9 protein-coding genes and 1 pseudogene are annotated in these 7237 nt (G+C 73.2%); all 10 read left to right on the forward strand.

All coding sequences use genetic code 11. The features are described 5' to 3' along the window. Positions 1 to 21 precede the first annotated feature (21 nt). Positions 22 to 798, forward strand: coding sequence for a RibD family protein (locus tag HW577_RS16795; protein ID WP_198377299.1), 777 nt, complete (start codon positions 22 to 24; stop codon positions 796 to 798). Between the two features lie 89 nt (positions 799 to 887). Then, positions 888 to 1871, forward strand: coding sequence for a zinc-dependent alcohol dehydrogenase (locus HW577_RS16800; RefSeq protein WP_198377300.1), 984 nt, complete (start codon positions 888 to 890; stop codon positions 1869 to 1871). Positions 1872 to 1903: 32 nt separating this feature from the next. Then, complete coding sequence (locus HW577_RS16805) at positions 1904 to 2308, forward strand: 6-pyruvoyl trahydropterin synthase family protein (RefSeq protein WP_198377301.1); 405 nt, start codon at positions 1904 to 1906, stop codon at positions 2306 to 2308. Then, positions 2305 to 3357, forward strand: a complete 1053-nt coding sequence (locus tag HW577_RS16810; RefSeq protein WP_232475006.1) for a glycosyltransferase family 4 protein — start codon at positions 2305 to 2307, stop codon at positions 3355 to 3357. Before HW577_RS16805 ends, HW577_RS16810 begins: the two co-directional genes overlap by 4 nt. Beyond that, positions 3354 to 4229: a class I SAM-dependent methyltransferase gene (locus HW577_RS16815; protein ID WP_198377302.1), complete on the forward strand. Its 876-nt coding sequence runs from the start codon at positions 3354 to 3356 to the stop codon at positions 4227 to 4229. The genes HW577_RS16810 and HW577_RS16815 overlap by 4 nt, the downstream gene beginning before the upstream one ends. A gap of 10 nt (positions 4230 to 4239) precedes the next feature. Then, positions 4240 to 4725 (forward strand): cupin domain-containing protein, encoded by a 486-nt coding sequence (locus HW577_RS16820; protein WP_198377303.1) that lies wholly within the window; start codon positions 4240 to 4242, stop codon positions 4723 to 4725. Between the two features lie 12 nt (positions 4726 to 4737). Next, positions 4738 to 5997 carry a 3-oxo-tetronate kinase gene (gene otnK / locus HW577_RS16825; protein ID WP_198377304.1) on the forward strand — a complete coding sequence of 420 codons (1260 nt, stop codon included), beginning with the start codon at positions 4738 to 4740 and terminating at the stop codon, positions 5995 to 5997. Beyond that, positions 5990 to 6622 (forward strand): 3-oxo-tetronate 4-phosphate decarboxylase, encoded by a 633-nt coding sequence (gene otnC, locus HW577_RS16830; protein ID WP_198377305.1) that lies wholly within the window; start codon positions 5990 to 5992, stop codon positions 6620 to 6622. The genes otnK and otnC overlap by 8 nt, the downstream gene beginning before the upstream one ends. Before the next feature lie 8 nt (positions 6623 to 6630). Beyond that, the gene (locus HW577_RS16835) at positions 6631 to 6969 is read left to right on the forward strand and encodes a DUF1937 family protein (RefSeq protein ID WP_198377306.1); all 339 of its coding nucleotides are present in this window, start codon (positions 6631 to 6633) and stop codon (positions 6967 to 6969) included. 59 nt (positions 6970 to 7028) lie between these two features. Next, positions 7029 to 7237 (forward strand): annotated as a pseudogene (locus tag HW577_RS16840) (Bug family tripartite tricarboxylate transporter substrate binding protein); the annotation flags it as partial.

Here is a 7237-nt window from a genome sequence, read left to right on the forward strand (position 1 = left end):
CTTCGGGCATGAGGCGCCACGATGGACAAGGCCGAAACCGATACGGCATGGGCCGCGCTGCTCGCGGCGCGCGACGGCGCGGCGACGGCCGCGGGGCCGCTCGCGCCGCTCTTCGCGCCGATCCTCGCCCCGCCCACCGCCCCCGATGGCTGCCGCGTGGTCGGGCGGCTGGCGCAGACGCTCGACGGGCGCATCGCGACAGCCTCCGGCAGCAGCCAATGGATCGGCGGGCCAGGCGACATCCTGCACACCCACCGGCTGCGCGCGCTTTGCCACGCGGTGGTGGTCGGCGCCGGCACCGTGCGCCACGACGATCCACGCCTGACGACGCGCGAAGTCGAAGGCCCCGACCCGGTGCGCGTCGTGATCGACACGGATCGCCGCCTGACCGCGGACCACCGCGTGTTCCAGGACGGCCCCCCGACACTGCTCGCCTGCGCCGAGGACACCCCCGGGACCGACCGCCACGGCACCGCAGATGTGCTGCGCCTGCCGCGCGAACCCTCCGGCGGCATCGCGCCGGCCGCGCTGCTCGCCGCGCTCGCCGCGCGCGGCCTCACCCGCATCTTCGTCGAAGGCGGGGGACTGACCGTCTCCCGCTTCCTGGCCGCCGGCTGCCTCGACCATCTCCACGTCACCGTCGCGCCGGTGCTGCTCGGCTCCGGCATCCCGGCCTTCACCCTGCCGGAAGTGGCGCGCATCGCGGACGGGCTGCGGTTTTCGTGGACGGTGCACGACATCGCGCCGGACATCCTGCTCGACATCCCGCTGCACCGCGCGCGGCCGGGACAACAGTGAAGAAAAGAAAGCATCGGGGGAGGGAACTCCCCCGAATCCCCCTCCTTCCTTGTCTCCTTGGCACCTGACGGCAGAGGGCAGCAGGAAACATGACCACGGCGCGCGCTCTCTGGACCATCGCACGAGGGCAGTGCGAGATCCGCACCGAAAGCCTGGCAGCGCCAAACGCCGACCAGGCGCTCATCCGCACACACGCGACGGGCATCTCGCGCGGGACCGAACGGCTGGTGCTGGCGGGGCGCGTGCCCGAGAGCCAGCACGACGCCATGCGCTGCCCGCTCCAGGGGGGAAAATTCCCCTTCCCCGTCAAGTACGGCTACAGCGCGGTCGGCACCGTCGAGGACGGGCCCGACCACCTGCGCGACCGGCGCGTCTTCTGCCTGCACCCGCACCAGGACCGATTCCTCGCCCCCGCCGCGATGTGCATCCCCGTCCCGGACGATGTGCCCGACGCGCGCGCAGTGCTCGCCGCCAACATGGAAACGGCGGTGAACGTGCTGTGGGACGCAAGGCCGCTCGCCGGCGAACGCGCCCTCGTCATCGGCGCCGGCGTGGTCGGGCTGCTCGTCGCCTGCCTGCTCGCCCGAATCCCCGGCATGGACGTCGCCATCTGCGACATCGACCCCCGCCGCCGCGCCACCGCCGAGGCGCTGGGCGCCCGCTTCACCCCGCCCGAGGACGCGCCGGCCAACCGCGACCTCGTCATCCACGCCTCCGCCGACCCGGCCGGGCTGCGCCGCGCCCTCGAACTCTGCGGCTTCGAAGCGCGCATCGTCGAAGCGTCATGGTTCGGCGACCGGGATGCGAGCCTTCCGCTCGGGGAAGCGTTTCACGCGAAACGCCTCTCCATCGTCTCGACCCAGGTCGGCGCGGTCGCCCCCGCCATGCGCGGGCGGCGGACGCATGGGGAGCGCATGGCCCTTGCCCTGTCGCTGCTGGCCGATCCGCGGCTCGATGCGCTGGTCGGCCCCGCGACGCGGTTCGAGGACCTGCCGGCGGCGATGCCCGGCCTGCTGAACCCGCCGCCCGGGGCGCTCGCGCCGCTCTGCCCGCTCGTCACCTACGCGGCGTGACGCCGCCCCCCGCGCCGGATAGAAGGACAGCCATGTACAGCCTCACCGTCGTCGACCACGTCATGATCGCCCATTCCTTCCGCGGTGCGGAATTCGGGCCCGCGCAGCGCCTGCACGGCGCCACCTTCGTCGTGGAGGCGGAATTCCGCGCCCCGCAGCTCGACCACCTGAACCTGCTGGTCGACATCGCCGCGGCGAAGGTGGAACTGCGAAAGATCCTGGACGGGTTCGACTACCGGAACCTCGATGCCGAGCCGCAATTCGCCGGCCAGAACACCACGACCGAATTCCTCTGCGCGCATATCCACAAGCTGCTCTCGGCCGCGCTGGCCGAAGGCCGGCTCGGCGATGGCGGCCGCGCCGTGACGGGGCTGAAGGTGCTGCTGCGCGAAAGCCATGTCGCCTGGGCGGCCTATGAAGGGGCCCCGGCGGCTTGAGCGGCATTCACCTCCTCGTCCCCGGCCCCTTCGACGCGATCTCCGGCGGCTACATCTACGACCGCCGGATGGTCGAGGGGCTGCGCGCCCTCGGCGAGACGGTCGAGGTGGTGGAACTGCCCGGCAGCCACCCCGCGCCGGACGAGGCCGCGACGGAAGGCGCCCGCGCCGCACTCGCCGCCCTGCCCGCGGATGCGCGCATCGTCATCGACGGGCTCGGCCTGCCCGCCTTCCTGCCGCTGGCGCAGGAGCTGTCCGCCCGACGCGCGGTCGCGCTGATCCATCACCCGACGGCGCTCGAGCACGGCTTCGCGGAATCGACGCGCACCGTGCTGAAGTCGAAGGAACGCGCGCTGTTTGGCGCCTGCGCGCGGCTCGTCTGCACCTCCCCGCTCACCGCCCGCCGCCTGCCCGAGGAATTCGGCACGGACGCCGCGAAGATCGGCGTGGTCGAACCGGGCACGGACCCCGCCGCGCGCGCCGCGGGCTCCGGCGGTCCGGGCTGCGCGATCCTGTCCGTCGGCACGCTGGTGCCGCGCAAGGGGCATGACGTGCTGCTGCGCGCCCTCGCCCGTCTGACCGACCTCGACTGGTCGCTGACGATCGCGGGCGACGAACGCCGCGACCCGCCGCATGCGCATGGGCTGCGCGCGCTGGCGGACGAACTCGGCATCGCCGGCCGCGTGGCCTTCGCGGGCGAGGTGAGCGGGCCGGCGCTCGATGCGCTGTATGACGGCGCCGACCTCTTCGCGCTGGCCACGCGCTGGGAGGGCTACGGCATGGCCGCGGCCGAGGCGATGGCCCGCGGCCTGCCGCTCGCCATCACCGCCGGCGGCGCGATCGCGGAGGTGGTGGTGCAGGGTTCGGCCATCGTCTCCCCGGTCGACGACCATGTCTCGCTCTCCAAGGGCATGCGCCGGCCGATCTTCGATGCCGACCTCCGTGCCGAGATGGCCGAGGCCGCCTGGCAGGGCGGCCAGCGCCTGCCCCGCTGGACCGACCGGGCCGAGGCCTTCCGCGCGGAACTGGACAAGGCGCACGCCGCATGACCGAGGCCTTCGACGGGGATTGGCTCGACCTGCGCGAGCCCCATGACGCCGCCGCGCGCAACCCGGAACTCGCCGCGGCCCTCGCCGCCGCGTTGCCGGCCCGGCCGCGCATCCTCGACCTCGGTGCCGGGACGGGCAGCCTGCTGCGCTGGCTCGGGCACTTCATCGGCCGGTCCCAGGCCTGGACGCTGGTCGATGCCGACCCCGCCCTGGTCGAGCGCGCCTTCGACACCATCGCCGACCGCGCGGATGGCGTGGGCTGGACCGTGACGCAGCCCAACCGTCGCACTTTGCTGGTCCACGCACCCGGCGGCGCCTGGCGGGTGGAAGCCCTGCTCGCCGACCTGGCCGAGGCGCCGGAGAACCTGCCGCTCGACCAGGTGGACGCGGTCGTCAGCACGGCGCTCTGCGACCTCGTCTCCCGTGACTGGGTGGAGCGCATGGCCGATGCCTGCGCGCGCCATCGCCTGCCCTTCTATTCCGCGCTGAACGTCACGGGGCGGGAGCGCTTCTCCCCGCCCCACCCGGCCGATGCACTGGTGATGCGCGGCTTCCGCCGCGACCAGCGGCGGGACAAGGGGTTCGGCGGCGTCGCCCTCGGCCCCGAGGCGCCGCGCGCCATCGCTGAGGCCTTCGCGGGGCGCGGCTTCACCGTCCATCGCGGACCTTCGGACTGGATCGTCGATCGCCGTTCGAGGCTCTTTGCGCAGGAGATCGCGACCGGCCACGGCGCGGCCGCCTTCGCCTGGGAACGCCGCGGCGCGGCAGCGATCGAGGACTGGATCGAGACGCGCCGCGCACAGGCCGCAGACGGGCTTCTCTCCGCCCGCATCGGGCACCAGGATGTGCTGGCCCTGCCACCCGCGGGGTGAGGAGGCCGCCATGCCCGAGGACACCCCGCCCATCGCCGTCGCCGCAGCCGAGGTGCCGCCGCGCGCCCGGCCATCGGGCTATCCGCCCGACCTGGTGGACAAGATCGGCGGGCGGGAAAAGCGCGTGCTCGGCGACATTTTCCGCCTGCGCAATTTCGGCGTGAACCTCACACGCCTGCCGCCAGGCGCGGCCTCGGCGCTGCGCCACGCGCATGAGAAGCAGGATGAGTTCGTCTACATCCTGGAAGGCCATCCGATCCTGGTGACCGATGCAGGGGAGACGCCGCTCGGCCCCGGCATGTGCGCGGGGTTCCCGGCCGGCACGGGCGATGCGCATCACCTGGTCAACCGCGGCACCGCCGATGTGCTCTACCTGGAAGTGGGCGACCGCACGCTGTTCGAGCGCGTGGAATACCCCGACGACGACCTGATGATCCGCCCCGGGCCGGACGGGAAGTCCGTCTATTTCCGCAAGGACGGCACGCCCGTCTTCTGAAGGACCGATCCCATGCCCTTGCTGCTCGGCTGCGTCGCCGACGACTTCACCGGTGCGACCGACCTCGCCAACACGCTGGTCAAGGGGGGCATGTCCGCGGTGCAGGTGATCGGCGTGCCCGACGGCCCGCTGCCGGAGGCCGATGCCGTCATCATCGCGCTGAAGATCCGCACCGTGCCCGCGGCGGATGCGGTGGCGCAGTCTCTCGCCGCCTGCGATGCGCTGACCGGGGCGGGCGCGCGGCAAATCTTCTGGAAATACTGCTCCACCTTCGACAGCACCGATGCGGGCAATATCGGCCCGGTGGGCGATGCGCTGCTGAAGCGGCTGGGCTCGGGCTTCGCCATCGCCTGCCCCGCCTTCCCTACCAATGGGCGGACCATCTATCTCGGCCACCTGTTCGTCGGCGGCGCCCTGTTGAGCGAGAGCGGGATGGAGCACCACCCGCTGACGCCGATGACGGATGCGAACCTGGTGCGCGTGCTCTCCCGCCAGGCCGAGGGCGGGGTCGGGCTGATCCCCTTCCCCGTGGTGGAACAGGGGGCTGCGGCGATGCGGCGGGAGATGACGCGGCTGGTCGACCAGGGCCGCCGCTGGGCGATCGTGGACGCGATCAGCGACCCGCACCTGATGGCGATCGGCGAAGCGGTCGCGAACCATGCGCTGGTGACCGGCGGCTCGGGCGTGGCAATGGGCCTGCCCGAGAATTTTCGACGTGCCGGGCTGCTGCCGGACCGCGGCGATGCGGCGAGCCTGCCGCCGATGCAGGGTGCGGCGGCGGTCGTCGCGGGCTCCTGTTCGCGCGCGACGCTCGGGCAGATCGGCCTCGCGCGCGACCATGTGCCGGTGCTGGAACTCGATGCGCTCGCCACCCCCGATGCCGCGGCGCTGACGGCGCAGGCGCTGGCCTGGGTCGACGGAAAGCTCGACGCCGCGCGCCCCGTGGTGATCGCGGCGAGCGCCCCGCCCGACAAGGTCGCGGCACTTCAGGCGAAGCTGGGGCGGGAGGCCGCCGGGGCGCTGGTCGAGGAAGCGGTCGCCGCCATTGCGGAAGGCCTCGTCGCGCGCGGCGTCGGCCGGCTGGTGGTCGCGGGCGGGGAGACCTCGGGCGCGGTGGTGCAGCGGCTCGGCGTCACCTCCCTGCGCATCGGGCCGGAGATCGACCCGGGCGTGCCCTGGACCTTCGCCGCGCCGCGCGGCATCCACTTGGCACTCAAATCCGGCAATTTCGGCGCGCGCGACTTCTTCCTGAAGGCCTTCGACCATGGATGAGTCGGCGCTCCGCCAGCAGCTGGCGATGCTCGGCGCATCCCTGTTCCAGCGCGGCTATTCGGTCGGCACGGCGGGCAACATCAGCGTGCGGCTGCCCGACGGCTACCTGATGACGCCGACCAATTCCTGCCTCGGGCGGATCGACCCCGCGCGGATCAGCAAGCTCGGGCCAGACTGGTCGCATATCGGTGGCGACAAGCCATCGAAGGAGGTCTTCATGCACCGCGCCGTGCTGACCGCGCGCCCCGATGCGGGGGCGGTGGTGCACCTGCATTCCACCCACGCGACCGCCATCGGCTGCCTGGCAGCGCCCGGCGAGACGGCGCCGATCCCGCCGCTCACGCCCTATTTCGTCATGCGCGTGGGCCGCACCCTGCCCGTCATCCGCTACTACCGCCCCGGCGACGCGGCGATGGAGGCGGACATCCACGCGGCGGCGAAGGACGCCAAAGCCGTGCTGCTCGCCAACCACGGCCCGGTCGTGTCGGGCCGCACGCTGGAGGATGCCGTGCACGCGGCGGAGGAACTCGAGGAAGCCGCGCGGCTCGCGCTGCTGCTGCGCGGCGCCGGCGCGCGCGAACTCACGCCCGCGCAGGTGGACGACCTTCTCGCGACCTTCGGCTGATGTGGATCATGGTCGCCGGGCCGTATTCCTCCGGCGGGGCCGACGCGGCGAGGCGCGCGGTTCGGCTCGCGGCGCTCAACCGCGCGGCGCTCGCCGTGTTCCGCCTGGGACATGTGCCGATCCTCGGCGTGAACATGGCGCTGCCGGTCATCGCGGCAGCCGAGGGCGATGCGTATGGGGAGGTGATGATGCCGCTCTCCCTCGCGCTGGCCGAGCGCTGCGACGCGATCCTGCGCCTGCCGGGGACCAGCGAAGGGGCGGATGCCGAGGTCGCCCGCTTCGCCGCGGCCGGCAAGCCGGTGTTCCGCGCCGTCGAGGACATCCCGCCCGCCGCCGCTCCGGCTTGACCGCACGACCCGGCCGCGCGAGACCGCGCGCGGGAGACCAACGACCGGGAAGCCCTGCCATGCCGAGCCGCCGCGCGCTGATCGCCGCCGCCTGCCTTCCCGCGCTGCCCGCGCGCGCGCAGGCGCCTTGGGCGCCCGACGGGCCCGTGCGCTTCATCCAGGGCTTCGCGCCCGGCGGCACGACGGACATCGTTGCTCGTCTGCTCGCCCCCCCGCTCGCCGCCGCGCTCGGCCAGCCGGTCGTGGTCGAGAACCGCCCCGGCGCGGG

This window comes from Neoroseomonas rubea (assembly GCF_016106015.1).
In the GTDB taxonomy this organism is placed as follows: domain Bacteria; phylum Pseudomonadota; class Alphaproteobacteria; order Acetobacterales; family Acetobacteraceae; genus Neoroseomonas; species Neoroseomonas rubea.

Coding starts and splice junctions, on each gene's coding strand:
- HW577_RS16795 (WP_198377299.1), top strand. CDS start 22: ATGGACAAGGCCGAAACCGATACGGCATGGGCCGCGCTGCTCGCGGCG.
- HW577_RS16800 (WP_198377300.1), top strand. CDS start 888: ATGACCACGGCGCGCGCTCTCTGGACCATCGCACGAGGGCAGTGCGAG.
- HW577_RS16805 (WP_198377301.1), top strand. CDS start 1,904: ATGTACAGCCTCACCGTCGTCGACCACGTCATGATCGCCCATTCCTTC.
- HW577_RS16815 (WP_198377302.1), top strand. CDS start 3,354: ATGACCGAGGCCTTCGACGGGGATTGGCTCGACCTGCGCGAGCCCCAT.
- HW577_RS16820 (WP_198377303.1), top strand. CDS start 4,240: ATGCCCGAGGACACCCCGCCCATCGCCGTCGCCGCAGCCGAGGTGCCG.
- otnK (WP_198377304.1), top strand. CDS start 4,738: ATGCCCTTGCTGCTCGGCTGCGTCGCCGACGACTTCACCGGTGCGACC.
- otnC (WP_198377305.1), top strand. CDS start 5,990: ATGGATGAGTCGGCGCTCCGCCAGCAGCTGGCGATGCTCGGCGCATCC.
- HW577_RS16835 (WP_198377306.1), top strand. CDS start 6,631: ATGGTCGCCGGGCCGTATTCCTCCGGCGGGGCCGACGCGGCGAGGCGC.